The sequence below is a fragment of the Corynebacterium auris genome (assembly GCF_030408575.1).
Taxonomy (GTDB): Bacteria; Actinomycetota; Actinomycetes; order Mycobacteriales; family Mycobacteriaceae; genus Corynebacterium; species Corynebacterium auris.
Map to the genome: position 1 here is coordinate 2,284,903 of NZ_CP047047.1, position 16,149 is coordinate 2,301,051.

At 62.9% G+C, this 16,149-nt stretch carries 13 protein-coding genes and 3 rRNA genes; 6 read left to right on the forward strand and 10 right to left on the reverse strand.

Annotated elements, in window-relative coordinates:
* Positions 1 to 36: 36 nt before the first annotated feature.
* Positions 37 to 1,158, forward strand: coding sequence for a membrane protein insertase YidC (yidC, locus tag CAURIS_RS10840; RefSeq protein WP_290342080.1), 1,122 nt, complete (start codon positions 37 to 39; stop codon positions 1,156 to 1,158).
* Here the strand turns inward: yidC and CAURIS_RS10845 are convergent.
* From CAURIS_RS10845 to CAURIS_RS10860, 4 genes are all read right to left on the reverse strand, one after another.
* Positions 1,146 to 1,781 (reverse strand): TetR/AcrR family transcriptional regulator, encoded by a 636-nt coding sequence (locus tag CAURIS_RS10845; RefSeq protein WP_290342082.1) that lies wholly within the window; start codon positions 1,779 to 1,781, stop codon positions 1,146 to 1,148. The two genes, yidC and CAURIS_RS10845, sit on opposite strands and share 13 nt — an antisense overlap.
* A 148-nt stretch (positions 1,782 to 1,929) precedes the next feature.
* Positions 1,930 to 2,199 (reverse strand): GlsB/YeaQ/YmgE family stress response membrane protein, encoded by a 270-nt coding sequence (locus CAURIS_RS10850; protein WP_290342083.1) that lies wholly within the window; start codon positions 2,197 to 2,199, stop codon positions 1,930 to 1,932.
* Between the two features lie 95 nt (positions 2,200 to 2,294).
* Positions 2,295 to 3,188, reverse strand: a complete 894-nt coding sequence (locus CAURIS_RS10855) for a universal stress protein (RefSeq protein WP_290342084.1) — start codon at positions 3,186 to 3,188, stop codon at positions 2,295 to 2,297.
* A 98-nt stretch (positions 3,189 to 3,286) separates the two neighbouring features.
* On the reverse strand, positions 3,287 to 3,433 hold the full coding sequence (locus CAURIS_RS10860; protein WP_290342085.1) for a hypothetical protein: 147 nt from the start codon (positions 3,431 to 3,433) through the stop codon (positions 3,287 to 3,289).
* A 20-nt stretch (positions 3,434 to 3,453) separates the two neighbouring features.
* Between CAURIS_RS10860 and CAURIS_RS10865 the strand changes: the two genes are divergently transcribed.
* A complete protein-coding gene (locus CAURIS_RS10865) occupies positions 3,454 to 4,398 on the forward strand; it encodes a pseudouridine synthase (RefSeq protein ID WP_290342086.1) in 945 nt (314 codons plus the stop codon).
* A gap of 68 nt (positions 4,399 to 4,466) precedes the next feature.
* On the opposite strand, the gene rrf is transcribed toward CAURIS_RS10865, so the two are convergent.
* The 4 genes from rrf to CAURIS_RS10885 form a co-directional block, all read right to left on the reverse strand.
* Positions 4,467 to 4,584: ribosomal RNA gene (rrf, locus tag CAURIS_RS10870) — 5S ribosomal RNA — on the reverse strand.
* A 123-nt stretch (positions 4,585 to 4,707) separates the two neighbouring features.
* Positions 4,708 to 7,791 (reverse strand): 23S ribosomal RNA (locus CAURIS_RS10875).
* A 344-nt stretch (positions 7,792 to 8,135) separates the two neighbouring features.
* Positions 8,136 to 9,651 (reverse strand): 16S ribosomal RNA (locus tag CAURIS_RS10880).
* The 16S, 23S and 5S rRNA genes sit together here, the layout of an rRNA operon.
* A gap of 547 nt (positions 9,652 to 10,198) precedes the next feature.
* Complete coding sequence (locus CAURIS_RS10885) at positions 10,199 to 10,573, reverse strand: GntR family transcriptional regulator (RefSeq protein WP_290342087.1); 375 nt, start codon at positions 10,571 to 10,573, stop codon at positions 10,199 to 10,201.
* A 213-nt stretch (positions 10,574 to 10,786) separates the two neighbouring features.
* On the opposite strand from CAURIS_RS10885, the gene CAURIS_RS10890 reads away from it, so the two are divergent.
* Positions 10,787 to 11,926 carry an NYN domain-containing protein gene (locus CAURIS_RS10890; RefSeq protein ID WP_290342088.1) on the forward strand — a complete coding sequence of 380 codons (1,140 nt, stop codon included), beginning with the start codon at positions 10,787 to 10,789 and terminating at the stop codon, positions 11,924 to 11,926.
* Positions 11,927 to 11,935: 9 nt separating this feature from the next.
* Here the strand turns inward: CAURIS_RS10890 and CAURIS_RS10895 are convergent, their stop codons facing one another.
* Together CAURIS_RS10895 and trxA are read right to left on the reverse strand one after the other, a co-directional pair.
* On the reverse strand, positions 11,936 to 12,814 hold the full coding sequence (locus CAURIS_RS10895; protein WP_290342089.1) for a PspA/IM30 family protein: 879 nt from the start codon (positions 12,812 to 12,814) through the stop codon (positions 11,936 to 11,938).
* Positions 12,815 to 12,919: 105 nt separating this feature from the next.
* Complete coding sequence (gene trxA, locus CAURIS_RS10900) at positions 12,920 to 13,291, reverse strand: thioredoxin (protein ID WP_290342090.1); 372 nt, start codon at positions 13,289 to 13,291, stop codon at positions 12,920 to 12,922.
* 112 nt (positions 13,292 to 13,403) lie between these two features.
* On the opposite strand from trxA, the gene CAURIS_RS10905 reads away from it, so the two are divergent.
* From CAURIS_RS10905 to CAURIS_RS10915, 3 genes are all read left to right on the forward strand, one after another.
* Complete coding sequence (locus CAURIS_RS10905; protein ID WP_290342091.1) at positions 13,404 to 13,616, forward strand: copper chaperone; 213 nt, start codon at positions 13,404 to 13,406, stop codon at positions 13,614 to 13,616.
* 72 nt (positions 13,617 to 13,688) lie between these two features.
* Positions 13,689 to 13,889: a heavy-metal-associated domain-containing protein gene (locus CAURIS_RS10910; protein WP_290342092.1), complete on the forward strand. Its 201-nt coding sequence runs from the start codon at positions 13,689 to 13,691 to the stop codon at positions 13,887 to 13,889.
* A gap of 27 nt (positions 13,890 to 13,916) precedes the next feature.
* Entirely contained in the window at positions 13,917 to 16,139 is a 2,223-nt protein-coding gene (locus CAURIS_RS10915) for a heavy metal translocating P-type ATPase (RefSeq protein WP_290342093.1), read from the forward strand.
* The last annotated feature ends 10 nt before the right edge of the window (positions 16,140 to 16,149 follow it).

A 16,149-nucleotide genomic window follows, 5' to 3' on the forward strand; every position in this document is an offset into this window, starting at 1 on the left:
CGCGGTGGAAGCCTCAGAGGAACAGGTGGTTCGAGCATGATCGATGCCTTCGTCTACCCGGTGTCGGCGGTGATGAAGCTCTGGCACTGGCTGTTGGGCACCGTGCTCGGCTTCCCCAGCTCCGGGGCGTGGGTGGCCTCGGTCATCCTGCTCGTGGTCACCATCCGCGCCCTGATCGCGCCTTTGACCTGGATGAGCTACCGGACCAGCCGCGTCATCGTCATCATGCGCCCCAAACTGGCGGCGCTCGACGAGCAGTACGGTGCCGACACCACCCCCGAGGGCGTGCGCAAGCACGAGCAGGCGAAGCGCGAGGTGCACAAGGAACACCGCTACAACCCCTTCGCAGGCTGCCTTCCGGTGCTCATCCAGCTGCCCTTCTTCCTGGGCCTGTACCGCCTTCTGCTATGGATGGCTCTCCCCGACCGCGCGCAGGGCCACTCCCTCGGCCTGCTCACCCCCGAGGACGTCGCCTCCTTCCAGGAGGCTGAGTTCTTCGGCGTCCCGCTTCCCGCCTACATGTCGATGTCGCCCGAGCAGTTCGCCCACCTCGGCACATCGCTTGACGACGTCCAGTCGGTCGCCATCCCCATGCTCGCCTGCGCCCTGTTCTTCACCACCTTCAACATGGTGGTCTCCCAGCTGCGCACCCGCTCTACCCTGGAGTGGAACGACCCCACCGCCCGCCGCATCTACAGGCTGATCTGGCTCGTGGTCCCCTTCGTGCCGCTCATGATCGGCATCGCCGGAATGACCGGCCTCGTGCCCGTGGCCCTACTGCTGTACTGGTTCACCGGCAACCTGTGGACGCTGGGGCAGACGATCGTGTTGTGGTGGCTCGTCGTTAGGGTCCACCCGCTCGGCGACGATGTCCGCGAGCACATCGCGGCCTCCCGCGTGGCGCTCAACGAGCAGCGCGCGGCCACTCGGAGCACGAAGCGTTCTCGCCGCAGCCGCCGCCTGAAGTCCCTGGCTCGGCCCTCGACGATTGCCTCGGTCCGCCGCGAGATCCGCGCCGAGAAGGCGGAGGAAAAACGCACGAAAGCGGACGCGAAGCAGGAGAAGAAGGAGCTGGCCCGCAAGCGCAACGAGGCGCGCAGGGAGGCGACGCGCCGCGACCGCGCGGCGGCGGAAAAGCCCGCCGATCAGATGGAGTAATCCGCCGGCGGCTCGCCAAGCAGGTCCACCGCCAGCTCCCGCGCGGTTTCCAGCGGGGCGACGTCGCGCAGGAAGCGCGCTCCGGCGAGCCCGCCGTCGAGGAAGATAAGAAGCTGGTCCGCCTCCCCCTCGGAATCGTAGCCGTTCTTGCGGCGCAGCAGCTCCGACATGGTGGTACGCATCCACGCCCTGTGGTTCAGGCAGGTGGCCACGATCCGCTCCTCAGACTCGGTTTCGGGGCGGGGGTACTCGTTGGCGGCGTTGAGGAAGGGCGACCCGCGGAAGTCCTTGCCCGGTTCCTCCTCGATGGCGAGATCGAAGAACGCGAGGATCTTCTCGTCAATGTCCGCGCGCTCCGCCGCCCTGGCCTCCCAGCGCTGGCGGTATTCCTCGTCGACGCGCTCCAGGTAGGCAACGACCAGGTTGTCCTTGGAGCCGAGCAGAGAGTACAGCGAGGCCTTGGCGACGTCCGCCTCGCGGAGGATCCGGTCAATGCCGATGACGCGGATGCCTTCTTCGGTGAAGAGCTTGCTGGCGGCGTCGAGAAGCCTCTGCCGCGGGCTCGGGCGGTTGCGGCGGCGCGAACCTGCGGGCTTCTTCTTGGTCACGCTGGGGTTAGCCACGGTAATGTTCACTCCCTCACGAGGTGGTCCGGGGTCTCACTACAATATAGACAAACCGGTATGTTTATACCACCCCGCGCCGCCTGTGCAAAAGGGGCCCCGGCACCCGCAGGTACCGAGGCCCCTCGTGGGCCTCGTGGGCTGGGCGCTATCGACTGCGCCCGGCCATCGCGTTGACCAGCCACAGCAGCACCACCGCGCCCAACAGGCACGTCAGGAAGCTGAAGAAGAGGCCGCCGCCGGCTACGTCGACGCCGAACAGGCTCAGCAGCCAGCCGCCGAGGAGGCCGCCGATGATGCCGACGACGATGTTCGCGAGCAGGCCCATCGAGGCGTCACGGCCCATAATCTTGGAGCCGATCCAGCCGGCCAGGCCGCCGATCACGATCCAGCCGATAATGCCGAGGGTGGGGGTCATGGTGTTATCCCTTCATCTATGCAAATGTTCTTACACATCCATTGTGCTGATAACACCGCGCCCGCGCCACAACGATTGTGCAACAGTACGCCGGATTAGTCGGCCGGGCGCACCACCATCATCGGGCACGGCGCCGCCTGCAGCAGCGCGCGCGAGGTGGAGCCGAGCAGCATGCCCTTGAAACCGCCGCGCCCATGAGAGCCGGTGACCAGCAGCTGCGCCGCCTGCGCCGCCTCCGTGAGGGCACGCACCGGCCGGTCGCGGGCGATGATCGTCCGCACCTTCACGTCGGGGTGGGCCTCGCGACCGTCAGCGAGGTAGCCCTCGAGCACCTCCGCCTTTTCCTTCTGCACTTCCTCCCAGTAGTCGTCCGTGACGGTGAAGCCAGCGCCCGGGCCCTGCACCTGCGTGTCCATCCACGTGTGCACCGCAATAAGCTCGGCACCACGGGCTTGGGCCTCCTGGAAGGCGACCTCGGTGGCCTCCTTTGACACGTCGGATCCGTCGACGCCGACGACGACGGGGCCGTACTTGTTCTCCTCTGTCACCGCGCTGTCCTCACGGACGACGACGACCGGGCAATGCGCGTGGGAGACCACGGCTCCCGAGACGGAGCCCAGCACCATCCCCGACAGCCCGCCGAGGCCGCGGGAGCCCATGACGATCATGGTGGCCTCCTTGGACATCTCCAGGAGCATGTCGATGGGCGATCCCTCGGCCACCGCGTGGCCGATCCTCAGCTCGGGGGCCACCTCGAGCGCAATGTCGCGGGCAGCGTCGACGGTGTCCACCGTTTCGCGCTGTAGGTCGTCGAAAAGCTCTTGCGGCGGGACCATGCCCTCGGCATAGAGGAACTGGGGCATGGTGTAGCTCGCGGCCAACCGCAGGGGGATGTCCCGCTTGTGGGCGGTGTTGGCCGCCCAGCGCACCGCGGCCTCGGAGGCGGGACTGCCGTCAACGGCGACGACGACGATATCTTCCTTGGTCATAGTGAGCCCTTTCCGGATCGTCGACCGGCGAAAACCGGTCCGCTACGTATACCTCAACTTTAGCGTGCGAGCGAGACCCGGTGGGCCGTTGGGCCGGGTTACTCCGGTATGGGCACTGGGTGGGCCGCCTCGGCGTTGGCGGGGTAGAAAATGGCGTAGAGGAAGCGGGCTGCGTCGGCGATGACCTTGCCGATGCCTTCGGAGAAGAACCTGATCACAGGTTCCAGCAGTGCTGCAAAATCCATAGCGCTAGACTCTACACCCTATGGCGCGCAGAAAACGCAAAAACGAACCCCCGCTACCCCCGCGGGGTGGGCTCGGGGCCTCGCGCGCCCGCCTGCCCGAACCCGCGACCGCCTACGATTTCCTTTGCCGAGTCATCGAGCAGCAGCGCCACCGCCACCCGCGTGACAACGCCAAAGCGGTGCTCCAACGCTTCCACGACGGCGAGGTAGTGCTTCGCGACGGCACCCCGCTCGCCCCCGACACCCTCCTCGCCCCGGGAACCGACATCTTTTTTTACCGCCGGCCAGCCCCCGAGACCCCGGTCCCCTTCGAGATTGAGACCGTCCACGAGGACGAGAACGTCCTCATTGTGCGCAAGCCCCCGTTTATGGCCACGATGCCGCGCGCGGCCCACATCACCGAGACGGCGACTGTTCGGCTCCGGCGCGCGACGGGGAACGAAGAGCTCGCGCCGGCTCACCGCCTCGACAGATTGACCGCCGGGCTACTGCTTTTTACCAAGCGGCGCGAAATTCGCGGAGCGTACCAGGACATGTTCGCCCGCCGCAGCGTCCGCAAAGTCTACGAGGCTATCGGCGCTGACACCGGGCTACGTCCGCCAGCACGATGGGAACACCACATCGCAAAAGAACACGGGGACATCGCCGCGCGGATTGTCGAAGGTGCTCCGGTAAACGCGCTAACCATCGTCCGCGACGTCAGCCCTCTTCCGGCGGCTCCCTTGTGGGGAGAAGCCGCGGCCCGGTACGAGCTTGAACCGGTCACGGGAAAGACGCACCAGTTGCGGGTGCAGATGCATGCCGCCGGCGCGCCGATTGTCAATGACGGTGTGTACCCCACGGTGCGTGGTTTCGGTGAGGAGGACTTTTCCGCACCGATGCTTCTGTGCGCGGTGGGCCTTTCTTTTACCGACCCGCTCTCAGGTGAAAACGTTAGCGTGTCGACACCCGGCTACGCGGGGTGAGACACAACAAAAGGCAGCGTTCACCCGGTTGGGGTTTTCCGCTGCCTTGTGTTTTTGTGAAGTTGTTGGGTCGGCGGTAACTTACTCTCCCACCCCCTCCCGGGGGCAGTACCATCAGCGCGGGCGGGCTTAGCTTCCGGGTTCGGAATGGGTCCGGGCGTTTCCCCGCCGCCATCAACCACCGACACAGTCGTGGGACTCTATGAACACCATGATGTGTTTTTTGTTGGCGTGCGTGCGTATAGGGGTGGTGTGTCAGATACTGCATAGTGGACGCGTGCACGGTTCGTCGTGTTTTTTTTGTTTGGGTTGTGTTGGTTTTTGGTGTATTAGTACCGGTCACCTTCGCGCATTGCTGCGTGTCCAGATCCGGCCTATCAACCCCATCGTCTGTGGGGAACCTCGAATGAAACCTCATCTTAAAACAGGCTTCCCGCTTAGATGCTTTCAGCGGTTATCCCTTCCGTACGTAGCCAACCAGCCGTGCTCCTGGCGGAACAACTGGCACACCAGAGGTACGTCCGTCCCGGTCCTCTCGTACTAGGGACAGCCTTCTTCAAGTTTCAACGCGCGCGGCGGATAGAGACCGAACTGTCTCACGACGTTCTGAACCCAGCTCGCGTGCCGCTTTAATGGGCGAACAGCCCAACCCTTGGGACCTACTCCAGCCCCAGGATGCGACGAGCCGACATCGAGGTGCCAAACCATCCCGTCGATATGGACTCTTGGGGAAGATCAGCCTGTTATCCCCGGGGTACCTTTTATCCGTTGAGCGACACCACATCCACAAGTAGGTGCCGGATCACTAGTCCCGACTTTCGTCCCTGCTCGACTAGTCAGTCTCGCAGTCAAGCTCCCTTGTGCACTTACACTCGCCACCTGATTGCCAACCAGGCTGAGGGAACCTTTGGGCGCCTCCGTTACTCTTTGGGAGGCAACCGCCCCAGTTAAACTACCCACCAGGCACTGTCCCCAACCCAGATCATGGGCCAAGGTTAAGGTATCCACTACGGTCAGAGTGGTATTTCAACAACGACTCCACAACCACTAGCGTAGCCGCTTCACAGTCTCCCACCTATCCTACACAAACCGCACCGAACACCAATACCAAGCTATAGTGAAGGTCCCGGGGTCTTTTCGTCCTGCCGCGCGAAACGAGCATCTTTACTCGTACTGCAATTTCACCGGGCCTGTGGTTGAGACAGTAGGGGAGTCGTTACGCCATTCGTGCAGGTCGGAACTTACCCGACAAGGAATTTCGCTACCTTAGGATGGTTATAGTTACCACCGCCGTTTACTGGGGCTTAAATTCTCCGCTTCGACCAGAAACGGCCTAACAGGTCCTCTTAACCTTCCAGCACCGGGCAGGCGTCAGTCCATATACATCAACGTGAAGTCTTCGCATGGACCTGTGTTTTTGATAAACAGTCGCTCCCCTCTATTCTCTGCGACCACACACAGCACCACCACCGTACAAGCAGCGCACCGCACATGGTCCCCCTTCTCCCGAAGTTACGGGGGTAATTTGCCGAGTTCCTTAACCACAGTTCACCCGACCGCCTTAGTATTCTCTACCTGACTACCTGTGTCGGTTTCGGGTACGGGCCGTGTACACACTCGCTAGAGGCTTTTCTCGACAGCATAGGATCACCACCATCACCCACCAGGGGCTACGCATCACGCCTCACACATAAAGGGCCCCGCATTTCACAAAGGCCCGTGCCACACGCTTACACCGCAATCCATTAAACGGCGTGGCTACCTTCCTGCGTCACCCCATCACTGCACTACTACGGATCAGGCCCCACATCACACCACACCACACACAACCAAAGGCCGTGTAAATAGTACAGCGCAACATGGTTAGTATCACCGCCTCGCACTTGGGCGCGTATACACGGGTACGGGAATATCAACCCGTTAACCATCGACTACGCCTGTCGGCCTCGCCTTAGGACCCGACTCACCCTGGGAAGACGAACTTGACCCAGGAACCCTTAGTCATCCGGCGGATAAGATTCTCACTTACCACTCGTTACTCATGCCTGCATTCTCACTCGCACACAGTCCACAACCCCTTACGGTACTGCTTCACCCCATGCACGACGCTCCCCTACCCAAACACACCACAAGGTGTGCCTGCCGCGGCTTCGGCGGTGTACTTGAGCCCCACTGAATTGTCGGCGCGGAACCACTCGACCAGTGAGCTATTACGCACTCTTTCAAGGATGGCTGCTTCTAAGCCAACCTCCTGGCTGTCTTCGCGATCCCACATCCTTTTCCACTTAGTACACCCTTAGGGGCCTTAACCGGCGATCTGGGCTGTTTCCCTCTCGACTATGAAGCTTATCCCCCACAGTCTCACTGCCATGCACCACTTCACCGGCATTCGGAGTTTGGCTGACATTGCTAAGATGATAGTCCCGCTCAACCAACCAGTAGCTCTACCTCCGGCAAGCTAACATGACGCTGCACCTAAATGCATTTCGGGGAGAACCAGCTATCACGGAGTTTGATTGGCCTTTCACCCCTACCCACAACTCATCCCCTCAGTTTTCAACCTAAGTGGGTTCGCGCCTCCACAACCTCTTACAGCTGCTTCACACTGGCCATGGGTAGATCACCCCGCTTCGGGTCCAGGACATGCCACTAACAACACCCCATGAGGATTCGCTTTCGCTACGACTACCCCACCAACGGGTTAACCTCGCGACATGCCGCTGACTCGCAGGCTCATTCTTCAAAAGGCACGCCATCACACACAAGAGATGCTCTGACGGATTGTAAGCGCACGGTTTCAGGAACTATTTCACTCCCCTCCCGGGGTACTTTTCACCATTCCCTCACGGTACTATCCACTATCGGTCACACTGAGTATTTAGGCTTACCGGGTGGTCCCGGCAGATTCACAACAGATTCCACGAGCCCGCTGCTACTCGGGAAACACAAAACGCCTCCATGCATGCCTTCACGTACAGGGGCTCTCACCCACTACGGCGCACCATCCCAGGCAACTTCCGCTAACACACACACAAACGCGCAGACATGACAGTGCCTGCCCATGCATCCCCACAACCCCACATGCGCAACCCCTGCCAGGTATCACACACACATGGTTTAGCCTCATCCGCCTTCGCTCGCCACTACTAACGGAATCACACTTGTTTTCTTCTCCTACGGGTACTGAGATGTTTCACTTCCCCGCGTCAACCCCCACACAGACTATGAATTCACCTGCGGGTAACACCACACAACCGGTGCCAGGTTTCCCCATTCGGACATCCTCGGATCAACGCTCAGTTGGCAACTCCCCGAGGCTTAACGCAGCCTCACACGTCCTTCATCGGCTCAGCATGCCAAGGCATCCACCGTACGCCCTTGAACAACAAACACAACACAAAAAACACAAGAATAAAGATGCTCGCGTCCACTATACAGTTCTCACACACCACACCCACACCCCCGCACCACCACACAACAGCAGCAGCACACAAGAGCGCAAGCCATGAAACAACACACAACGCGTGAAGTCCCAGACACCCAACAGCGCACCAACACACTCACAATGCTTGCAGGAACAGGTCGCACACCACCCACACAACGCGCGAAACCTATCCTTCCGCGCCGGCATGTGTTCACCCGGACTTTACAAACAGTGGCAGCACCACACACGGGCACTCAACCACCCACACCCCACAAAACCCTTGCAGGGCACACAAAAAACAAAAACTCCTTAGAAAGGAGGTGATCCAGCCGCACCTTCCGGTACGGCTACCTTGTTACGACTTCGTCCCAATCGCCGATCCCACCTTCGACAGCTCCCATGACAGGCCACTGGCTTCGGGTGTTACCAACTTTCATGACGTGACGGGCGGTGTGTACAAGGCCCGGGAACGTATTCACCGCAGCGTTGCTGATCTGCGATTACTAGCGACTCCGACTTCATGGGGTCGAGTTGCAGACCCCAATCCGAACTACGACCGGCTTTCTAGCGATTAGCTCCACCTCACAGTATCGCACACGCGCTGTACCGACCATTGTAGCATGTGTGAAGCCCTGGACATAAGGGGCATGATGATTTGACGTCATCCCCACCTTCCTCCGAGTTAACCCCGGCAGTCTCTCATGAGTCCCCAACCAAATGCTGGCAACATAAGACAAGGGTTGCGCTCGTTGCGGGACTTAACCCAACATCTCACGACACGAGCTGACGACAACCATGCACCACCTGCACACCAGCCACAAAGGGAAAGACCATCTCTGGCCCGATCCAGTGCATGTCAAGCCCAGGTAAGGTTCTTCGCGTTGCATCGAATTAATCCACATGCTCCGCCGCTTGTGCGGGCCCCCGTCAATTCCTTTGAGTTTTAGCCTTGCGGCCGTACTCCCCAGGCGGGGCGCTTAATGCGTTAGCTACGGCACGAACCCCGTGGAAGAGGCTCACACCTAGCGCCCACCGTTTACGGCATGGACTACCAGGGTATCTAATCCTGTTCGCTACCCATGCTTTCGCTCCTCAGCGTCAGTTACTGCCCAGAGACCTGCCTTCGCCATCGGTGTTCCTCCTGATATCTGCGCATTTCACCGCTACACCAGGAATTCCAGTCTCCCCTACAGCACTCAAGTTATGCCCGTATCGCCTGCAGTCCCACAGTTAAGCCATGGACTTACACAAACGACGCGACAAACCACCTACGAGCTCTTTACGCCCAGTAATTCCGGACAACGCTCGCACCCTACGTATTACCGCGGCTGCTGGCACGTAGTTAGCCGGTGCTTCTTATCCAGGTACCGTCACAAAACGCTTCGTCCCTGGCGAAAGGAGTTTACAACCCGAAGGCCGTCATCCCCCACGCGGCGTCGCTGCATCAGGCTTGCGCCCATTGTGCAATATTCCCCACTGCTGCCTCCCGTAGGAGTCTGGGCCGTATCTCAGTCCCAATGTGGCCGTACACCCTCTCAGGCCGGCTACCCGTCGACGCCTTGGTAGGCCATTACCCCACCAACAAGCTGATAGGCCGCGAGCTCATCCCATACCGCAAAAGCTTTCCACCACCAGCACCAACCAGCAGTCCTATCCAGTATTAGACCCAGTTTCCCAGGCTTATCCCGAAGTACAGGGCAGATCACCCACGTGTTACTCACCCGTTCGCCACTCGAGTACCCCCGCAAGCGGGAGCCTTTCCGTTCGACTTGCATGTGTTAAGCACGCCGCCAGCGTTCATCCTGAGCCAGGATCAAACTCTCCACAAAAAGTTTCGACAAGAAACAGGCCGTGAAAAGCCCAAACCCAACCAAAACAAACCAACACCACCACAACCCCACCAACACAGGCAGGACTACAGCAGAACTGGCCATCCAAAAATTACCAACCACCCCCCAACCCGACGAGGGCACAACAAAAAACGGGGGGCGGCACAAAGTATCTGCAAAAACGCGAATCAATCACGCACCACAAACACCAACAAAGCAGCATCCCATCAATGGTTCAGACACCACCCGCCGGCACACACCAACCACCACCACAAAACAGCAGCAGCCAGCGCAAGCAGCACACAACCAACCCACAAACAAAAGTACATTGGCACACTATCGAGTTCTCACACAACACACGCACACCACAACCACCCCACCAAACAGGGCAATCACAGCAGCTGAAACACCAGCGAACGTTTCCCTCGCAACCACTCACCACACTCACTGCGGCGGGGCGCTGTCGGTCTCGCTGACTCACACAAAGTTACACACCCCCCCAACCAAACACAAACCCCCAGCACAACCCACAAAAACGGCGTTTTCTTTAGCGGTACATTCCGCGGCTTTGCGCCACCTTGTCCACCAGGCTAGCCAAGGAGGCTCGGTCGTAGCCGAGGCGTAGGGCTTCGTCGATCAGGGGGGCGACAAACTGCTCCGGCAACATCTCCCGGCGCCGCGCGAGTATGGCGCCCCGCGCGTCCGGTGTGACAAAGGTGCCGATGCCGCGGCGTGTTTCCAGCACGCCGTCGTCGACAAGCAGTGCGATGCCCCGGCGGGCCGTTGCGGCGTTGATCCCGTGGAACGCGGCGAGCTCGTTCGTTGACGGAGCGCGCGAACCCGCGCGCAGGCCCCCGTCCACGATGAGGTCTTCGAGAAAACGCGCCACCTGGGCGAAAAGCGGCTCCGTTTCCGCCGCCATAGGCGCCCCCTTACGTTGGTTAGTTACTTGATTAACTAAGCGTATAGGCTGCTGCCAGCCACGACAAGACAAACCCGTTAAACTGGTACGAGTGCCCAATAGTGACCTATACCCGCAGCTCACGGGAATGCCCGTGACGATGGCGAGGGAGTAGGGCACACTAGAGGAGTACAACGAAAGTAATTAGTTACGAAGATACGGATTCTAGGAGCCATGCTTGAACGCACTCTTGTATTTGTCGACACGTCGTACCTGCTCGCGAGTTTCTACAACTCGTGGGAAATCGGCGCCCGGTCGCAATTAGAAATTGACCTTCCCGAGGTCGTCGCCACGCTCCGGGAGATGGTTACCCAGCAACTACACCAACCACTCCACCGCCAGTTCTGGTACGACGGGATCCCCGAATCGGGTCCACACCGCTACCAGCGCGCGCTGCGCGCCTGCGACGGCGTACAGCTGCGCACCGGGCAACTGATCGAGTGGGGCGACCGCCGCACCCAGAAAGCTGTGGACACGCGTCTTGTCGCGGACCTCGTCATCCAGGCAAGCCGCGGGAACTTCAGCGATTTCGTGCTCGTCTCGGGCGATGCGGACATGATCCCCGGCGTGGAGGAAGCCGCCGCCTGCGGCGTGCGCGTCCACCTGTACGGCTTCGGCTGGGACTCGATGTCCTCCGCCCTGCGCCACGCCTGCGATACGACGACGATCCTCGACCCACGCGAGGACTTCGCCTGCTCGATGCAGCTCCAGGTCCTCGAAGGCCCTCTTCCCCCGACGATTCGTGAACGCCCGCTTGCCGACGCCGAGCCTCTCGACGCCGACGAGGGCCCGGCGCCCGTCCCGATGGGCAACCCCCTCGCCGCGCCGAAGGCCGAGGGGCCCGGCGGGCCCGAAGAGGAGGGGGCGGCGCCGAAGAAACCCGAGCCGCCGACGGAGCCCGATGAGGAGCCGAGCGAGGCAGAAGCCGAGGTCAACAGGCAGGCGCCCAATGCGAAGCCTGGGCCGAAGCCGACACCAAAGCCCTCGATGATGGCGCCCCGCCGGAAGCTGCGCTCGCGTTACGTCCCGCTTCCCGAGGAGGTGTGGACGTCCGCCGGCTTCCAGACACCCTTCGACGTTGGCCAACAGTACGCCACGTGGTGGTACGAAAACGCCGCGTCCTCGGAGCAGCGCGACAACGCGCACATGCTCTCGGGCGGCGGCTTGCCCCCGGAGATTGACAGGCCGCTGCTGCAGTTCGCCTGCGAGACCCTGCACGAGTACACGCTCAGCGAGCACCAGCGCGTCAGCCTGCGCGATGGCTTCCACGCGGGCATCCGCGGGGTGCTGCTGAACCTCCGCAACTCGGACTAGCGCAGGGGCCTAGTCCTTCTTCTCCTCCGCGGGGGTATCCTCGTCGGCCTCGATGTAGGCCTCCGCCTCCGCGAGGGCATCCTCGACGCTGTCGCCAGCGCCGCTGTCCTTCTCGGTCGCAGCGTCGAGCTCGCCTGCGGCCTCGGCGGCGCCGGACTCAATCTCCCCGCCGCCGAGGGAGGCGCGGATCTCGGCGAGGCGGTTGGATGCCGCCAGGTCGGTGCCCGACGTCTCTATTTCCGCCATGCGCCCGCTGACGGAGTCCTGCGCCAGTTCCTGTGCACCCAGCGCGCTGGCGTAGCGGCGCTCGATCTTCTCGCGCACGCCGTCGAGCGTCGGGACGTTGTCGTTGCCGCCGAACTGGTTGATGGAGTCCATTGTCCGGGCCGTCTGCTCCTGCATCAGGGTCTGGTCGATCTGGCTCTCCAGCTTCGACACCTCCCCGAGCTGCTCCTGCAAACGCGCCTCAGACTGCTTCTGCTGCTGCTGGGCCTCCGCGGCGGCTTTCTCGGCCGCGGCGTAGGCGGTTTTCGTCTGCTCAAGCTCCTGCTCGACGGACACAAGCTGGCTGGCGATGACCTCCGCGGAGCTGCCGAACTGCTGCGCCTTGTCCGCGTCGCCGGCGGCGGAGGCTTTGTCCGCTGCCTGCAACGCCGTGCGCGCCTTGTTCTGCAGGTCCTCCTGGGATTTGATGAGCCGGTCAAGCTTCATCTGCAGCTGGTTGCGGTTGCCGATGATGGTGGCGGCCTGCTGGCTGATTTCCCGGTGCCGCTTCTTCGCCTCGGCTACAGCCTGTTGGATCTGCACCTTCGGATCGGCGTTCTCGTCGATCTTGGCGTCAAGGGACTGCATGAGGTACTTCCAGCCCTTCTGGAAGGGATTTGCCATGGGGAGGTCCTTTCTTCATGGGTGGATGGGCACCGACTGCCCCGTACGGCCACAGCCTACGCAAAAAAGCGCCCACCTACCGGTGAGCGCTTTGCGGTCGGGCTCTTACTCGCCCTGCTGGTTCTGCTCTGCCACCTGGCGGCGGACTTCCTCCATGTCCAGGCCCTTGACCTGCTGGATCAGGTCGTCAAATGCGGCCGGCGGCAGCGCGCCAGCGTTACGGAAGACCATGATGCCGTCGCGGAACGCCATCAGCGTCGGGATCGCCTGGATCTCCAGCGCCGACGCGAGCTGCTGGTTCGCCTCGGTGTCGAGCTTGGCAAAGGTCACGTCCGGGTACTGCTCGGAGGCCTTCTCGTAGGTCGGGGCGAATGCCTTGCACGGGCCGCACCAGTCCGCCCACGCGTCGACGAAGACGATGCCCTCGGCGGTTACGGTCTGCTCAAACGTGTCCTCAGTAACGTCAAGTGTGCTCATTCTACTGCTCCCTACCATGTCGTTGCGGTCTTTGTCGGTTTTGTTAGCTTGTCCGTGAGGTTCAACAGTACCAATTACCGGAACATTCCCGGCGCAGCCCGAAGGAGCAGCTATGCACAAGAACTACCTCATCAGCGGACCCTCCCACGAGGCGGCGGTGGACTCCCTCGTGGACGAGGTCAGTGTTGTTGCCGGCACCCAGGGCGTCGACGTGGACATCGCCGCCAGCACGATGAGCGTCACCGGCGAGAACTTCTCGGACCAGCAGATCCTCGACGCCGTAGAAGCTGCCGGTTTTAGCCTGCGGGGAGACCTCGCGCTCTGATCCCTTTTTCGCGGCCCCTTTCCCGCCGACGCGCCGAGCGTAGGATGGGCCCAACCGAAGAAAGGAGAGACCATGGCCACAAGGCAGTTTAACGTCGAAGGCATGAGCTGCGAGCACTGCGAGGCGAGCATCAAGGAGGAGGTCTCCGCCATCCCCGGCGTGACCGGGGTCAGCGCCGACCACACGACGGGGCTCGTGGAGGTTGACGGCGAGGGCTTTTCCGCGGAGGAAGTCGCCAAGGCCGTCCACGAGGCGGGCTACACCCTTCGCTGATACCCCTATGGGGTATAGGGTGGAGGTATGAACGCTCCAGATATTCCGACGCTTTCTCGCGTTGAGCTGGGCGTCACGGGCATGACGTGCACGTCGTGTTCCGCGCGCGTCCAGCGCAAACTCAACAAGATCGAGGGCGTCGACGCCACCGTCAACTACTCCACCGAGACCGCCTCCGTCTCCTACGACCCAGAGCGCGCCACGCAGGACGATCTCGTCGAGGCCGTCCGCGGCGCCGGCTACGACGCCTTCGCGCTCTCTGGCCCCGGGGGCGCCGAGGAGACGTCGCCAAGCGCGAAGCTTGACGACGCCCGCGAGCGCGAAGCGACCCGGCTCGGCCGCACCACGGCCTGGTCCGCGCTGATCACGCTGCCCGTCGCGCTTGTCTCCATGATTCCCGCGCTGCAGTTCCCCAACTGGCAGTGGGCCGTGTTCGCGGCGACCACGCTGGTGTACTTCTCCGCGGGCGCCGAGTTCCACCGCGCGACCCTGGCCAACCTGCGCCACGGCGCGACGACGATGGACACCCTCATCAGCCTGGGCACCACGGCCGCCTACGTCTGGTCGGCGATCGCGCTGTTTGCCGGGCCTCCGGGCGAGGAAATCTACCTCGAAACCGTCTGCGTGATCATCACGTTCTTGCTGCTCGGGCGGTGGATCGAAGTCCGGGCGAAGGGCCGCAGCTCGCGGGCGCTGCGGGAGCTTACCGAGATGGGGGCGAAGGAAGCCACGCTGCTTCGCGACGGCACCGAGGTGCGCGTGCCCATCTCCCAGCTCGCCGTCGGCGACGTCTTCGTGGTTCGCCCGGGCGAGAAGATCGCGACGGACGGGCGCGTGGTCGAGGGCGTTTCCTCCGTCGACGAATCCATGCTGACGGGCGAATCCGTCCCCGTCGACGTGGCGGAGGGCTCCGCAGTGACGGGCGCGACGATCAATACGTCCGGGCGCCTCACCGTCGAGGCCACCCGCGTCGGCGACGCGACCACGCTGTCGCGCATGGCTGAGCTGGTGACCCAGGCGCAGGCCGGGAAGGCCCCGGTCGAGCGTCTGGTCGACCGCGTCTCGCGGATCTTCGTGCCCGCCGTAATCGGCGTTTCCGCCGTCACGCTCGCCGCACACCTGCTGTTCGGCTCCGGCGTCGCGGACGCCTTCAGCGCCGCGGTTGCGGTGCTCATCATCGCCTGCCCCTGCGCGCTCGGCCTGGCCACGCCCACCGCGATCCTCGTCGGCACCGGGCGCGGCGCCCAGCTGGGCCTTCTGATCCGGGGGCCCGAGGTCCTCGAGCTGGCCCGCCGGGTGGACGCCGTGGTGCTGGATAAAACAGGGACGCTGACGCGCGGCGAGATGAGCGTCACCGCCGTCTCCGCCGCGCCCGGCACTGCAGAAGACGACGTTTTGCGCCTCGCCGCCGCGATCGAGGCCGGTTCCGAGCACCCGATCGCCAGGGCGATCGTCGCGGCGGCCCCCGAGGGCGCGACACCCGCCGTGGAGGACTTCCGCGCGCTGCCCGGGCGCGGCGCGCAGGGCCGCGTCGGATCCCGCGCGGTTCGCGTCGGGCGGCCCTCCGGCGCACTCGGCGCGCTGGAGCAGGACTTCGCCGCGGCAGAGGAATCCGGGGCCACCGCCGTCGCCGTCGAGGTCGACGGCGCCGCCGCCGGCATCATCTCCGTGCGCGACGCTCTCAAACCTGACGCGGCCGACGCCATCGAGGCGTTCCGCGGCCTCGGGCTTGTGCCCCACCTGCTCACCGGCGACAACGAGCAGGCCGCGCAGCACGCCGCGCGTGAGGCCGGGATCGACGCTGACAACGTCATGGCCGGGGTGCTCCCGGAGGACAAGGTCCGCGCGGTCGAGCGGCTGCAGGAGAGCGGCGCGCGGGTGGCGATGGTCGGCGACGGCATCAACGACGCCGCCGCGCTGGCCCAGTCCGACCTCGGTTTGGCCATGGGCGCCGGCACCGACGTCGCCATCGAGGCCTCCGACATCACGCTGATGAACAACTCGCTCAACGCGGCCGTCGACGCGGTGCGTTTGGCCCGCTCCACCCTGTCGACGATCCGCGGCAATCTCTTCTGGGCCTTCGCCTACAACACGGTGCTCATCCCGGTCGCGGCGCTCGGCCTGCTCAACCCCATGCTCGCCGGTATCGCGATGGCCTTTTCCTCCGTCTTCGTGGTCCTCAACTCGCTGCGCCTGCGCGGGTTCCGCGGCCGCAGCGCCCCGCAGGGCGCCGCGGGTGAATCCCGGTAGGATCTGCACT

Coding starts and splice junctions, on each gene's coding strand:
- yidC (WP_290342080.1), top strand. CDS start 37: ATGATCGATGCCTTCGTCTACCCGGTGTCGGCGGTGATGAAGCTCTGG.
- CAURIS_RS10850 (WP_290342083.1), bottom strand. CDS start 2,199: ATGACCCCCACCCTCGGCATTATCGGCTGGATCGTGATCGGCGGCCTG.
- CAURIS_RS10855 (WP_290342084.1), bottom strand. CDS start 3,188: ATGACCAAGGAAGATATCGTCGTCGTCGCCGTTGACGGCAGTCCCGCC.
- CAURIS_RS10860 (WP_290342085.1), bottom strand. CDS start 3,433: ATGGATTTTGCAGCACTGCTGGAACCTGTGATCAGGTTCTTCTCCGAA.
- CAURIS_RS10865 (WP_290342086.1), top strand. CDS start 3,454: ATGGCGCGCAGAAAACGCAAAAACGAACCCCCGCTACCCCCGCGGGGT.
- CAURIS_RS10885 (WP_290342087.1), bottom strand. CDS start 10,573: ATGGCGGCGGAAACGGAGCCGCTTTTCGCCCAGGTGGCGCGTTTTCTC.
- CAURIS_RS10890 (WP_290342088.1), top strand. CDS start 10,787: ATGCTTGAACGCACTCTTGTATTTGTCGACACGTCGTACCTGCTCGCG.
- CAURIS_RS10895 (WP_290342089.1), bottom strand. CDS start 12,814: ATGGCAAATCCCTTCCAGAAGGGCTGGAAGTACCTCATGCAGTCCCTT.
- trxA (WP_290342090.1), bottom strand. CDS start 13,291: ATGAGCACACTTGACGTTACTGAGGACACGTTTGAGCAGACCGTAACC.
- CAURIS_RS10905 (WP_290342091.1), top strand. CDS start 13,404: ATGCACAAGAACTACCTCATCAGCGGACCCTCCCACGAGGCGGCGGTG.
- CAURIS_RS10910 (WP_290342092.1), top strand. CDS start 13,689: ATGGCCACAAGGCAGTTTAACGTCGAAGGCATGAGCTGCGAGCACTGC.
- CAURIS_RS10915 (WP_290342093.1), top strand. CDS start 13,917: ATGAACGCTCCAGATATTCCGACGCTTTCTCGCGTTGAGCTGGGCGTC.